Here is a 2,667-nt window from a genome sequence, read left to right on the forward strand (position 1 = left end):
GGTTGCGGTGAGAGTGGGGACCGACTGTCGGTCTCACATCTCACCGCAGCGGGTTGTGCGGGGTGTTCGATGTCGTTCGGTTGTGTCAGTCGACGAGGGCGGTCGCGACCTCGACGACGTGGTCGACGTTGATGCCGAGCTTGTCCAGGACGAGCTTTCCCGGTGCGCTGGCGCCGAAACGGTCGATTCCGATCGACGCGTCGGCGTAGGCGGCCCAACCGAAGGTGACCCCGGCCTCGACGGACAGCACCGGCAGTTCCTCCGGGAGAATCGATGCCCGGAACTTGTCGCTCTGTGCCTCGAACCGGTCGATCGACGGCATCGACACGACGCGTGCGGCGATCCCGGACTCGGCGAGCACCGACGCCGCCTCGACGCACACCGCGACCTCGCTGCCCGTGCCGAGGAGGACGACCTGTGCGGGAGCGTCGGGTTCGCGCACGATGCCGGCGCCACGTTCGACGGCCGACCCGTCGGTCGTGACCGGAATGTCCTGGCGGCTGAGGACGAGCACACTCGGCCCGTCGTGGCGGACGGCGTCGGCCCAGGCGTGGATCGTCTCGTTGCCGTCGGCGGGACGGATCACGTGGAGACCCGGGATCACGCGCAGGCTCGCGAGTTGTTCGACCGGTTGGTGCGTCGGGCCGTCCTCGCCGACGCCGACCGAGTCGTGGGTGAAGACGAAACAGACCTTGGCCTCCGAGATCGCGGCGAGGCGGATCGGCGGACGCATGTAGTCGGCGAACACGAAGAACGTGGCCGTGACCGGAAGGACTCCGCCGTGGAGTGCCATTCCGACCGCGCTCGCTCCCATCGCGTGTTCGCGGATGCCGTAGTGGATGTATCGCCCATCGGGCGCGCTCGGCGAGAACGGGTGCGACGCTCCCAGTGCGACACCGTTGCTGCCCTTGAGGTCGGCGGACCCGCTCATCAGCCCGGGCAGGTTCGCATCGGTGGCGTCGAGCGCCTTCTGGATCGCCTTGCGCGTCGCGACCGACTCGCCCTGCTCGTAGACCGGGAGATCGGTGTCCCACCCGTCGAGCCCGGTCGCGCCCTGTGCGGCGGTCCAGTCGGGCGACGTCGGTGTCGTCCACCGTGCGTGTGCGGTCGCACCACGCGTGGCCGTGTGCTCGCGGTATGCGGCGACCAGTTCGTCCGGGGCCCAGAACGGCTCGTTGGGGATTCCCATCACCGCTTTCGTCGCGGCGACGTCGTCCGCGGTGAACGGGTTACCGTGGGCGCTGTGGTCGTCTTCCCACTTCGGAGACGGGTGGGCGACGTGGGTCCGCAGCATCAGGAACGACGGCTTGTCGGTCTCGCGCGCGGCGACGAGCGCTGCTTCGAGTGCGTCGAGATCGTTCGAGATGTCACCGAGTTCGACGACGTCCCATCCGTAGGCCCGGAACCGGGCGGCCATGTCGACGTCGGTCGCCAGGTCGGTCGCCCCGTCGATGGTGATCTTGTTGTCGTCGAAGATGCAGATCAGGTGCCCGAGGCCGAGGTGGCCGGCGAGGTCGGCGGCCTCGTGGCTGATCCCCTCCATCATGCAGCCGTCACCGGCGATGACGTAGGTGTGGTGATCGACCGCTTCGGCACCGAAGCGGGCGCGCTGGTTCGCCTCGGCGATGGCCATTCCGACGGCGTTGGCGAAGCCCTGGCCGAGCGGGCCGGTGGTGACCTCGACTCCGGCGGTGTGGTGGACCTCGGGGTGCCCGGGCGTGGCCGAACCCCACTGTCGGAAGTTCTGCAGGTCGTCGAGTTCCAGCCCGTAGCCGGACAGGAAGAGCATCGCGTACTGCATGATCGACACGTGCCCGTTGGAGAGCACGAACCGGTCTCGGTCGGGCCAGTGCGGATCGGCCGGATCGTGCTTCATCACCCGGCTGTAGAGCACGTGGGCGAGCGGAGCGAGCGCCATGCCGGTGCCCTGGTGTCCGCTGTTCGCGGCGAGCGGCCCGTCCATCGAGATCCCACGGATGAGCGAGACGGCCTGAGAATCCTGCTGATTGGTCAACGACACGCGCGCGACGTTAGTGGAGAGAGGGCGGTCCCCTTCAGAGCCGGTCCGGATCCGTCGCCGAACGGCGCACGAAGCTCAACGACCGATGGCGGCGAGGACGCGCGGGTTCTCGCATGCGGCGGCGGAGGAGCCGATCCGCGCCTCGATGTCCCGACCGAGCAACCAGGTGCCGATCCGGTCGGCGATCGGCGCCAACCACGAGGGCCGAACGCTGAACGTGTAGCGCCACGTGGCGATCGTCTCCTCGTCGGTCGACCCCGCCGCGAACGTCCACCCGCCGGCGAATGTCGAGAAGAACCATGGCCCCTCGACCATCTTCATCCCGACCTGGTTCGGAGGTCGGAACGAGACGTACTCGGAAGTCATCGCGAGGCGGTGCCGTGAGACGGTTCTCGTGCGCACGCCCTTGGCGGGCTGGTCGGCGTCGATCAGGTGCTGATCGTGGACGAACGGATCCCATTCCAGGCGGATCGCACCGTGGGTCTGCGACACGGCGAACGCCACGTCGAGTGGTACGGGAACCGTGCGGGTCGCCTCGACGCGGGGCACGTTCAGCCCGCGACCGGGGGGAGCAGGGTGAACGGGACGATGTGCCACGCGTTCTTGTCGACCCGGCAGTGGGCGAACACCTGCCCGTACTCGGTGAA

At 68.5% G+C, this 2,667-nt stretch carries 2 protein-coding genes; both read right to left on the bottom strand.

Going from position 1 to position 2,667, the window contains the following annotated elements; translation table 11 throughout:
- Positions 1-85: 85 nt before the first annotated feature.
- Positions 86-2,020, bottom strand: coding sequence for a transketolase (tkt, locus tag WBV89_RS01845; protein ID WP_423979637.1), 1,935 nt, complete (start codon positions 2,018-2,020; stop codon positions 86-88).
- Positions 2,021-2,095: 75 nt separating this feature from the next.
- Positions 2,096-2,569: an SRPBCC family protein gene (locus tag WBV89_RS01850; RefSeq protein WP_423979638.1), complete on the bottom strand. Its 474-nt coding sequence runs from the start codon at positions 2,567-2,569 to the stop codon at positions 2,096-2,098.
- Between the last annotated feature and the right edge of the window lie 98 nt (positions 2,570-2,667).

The sequence above is a fragment of the Ilumatobacter sp. genome (assembly GCF_049588435.1).
Taxonomy (GTDB): domain Bacteria; phylum Actinomycetota; class Acidimicrobiia; order Acidimicrobiales; family Ilumatobacteraceae; genus Ilumatobacter_A.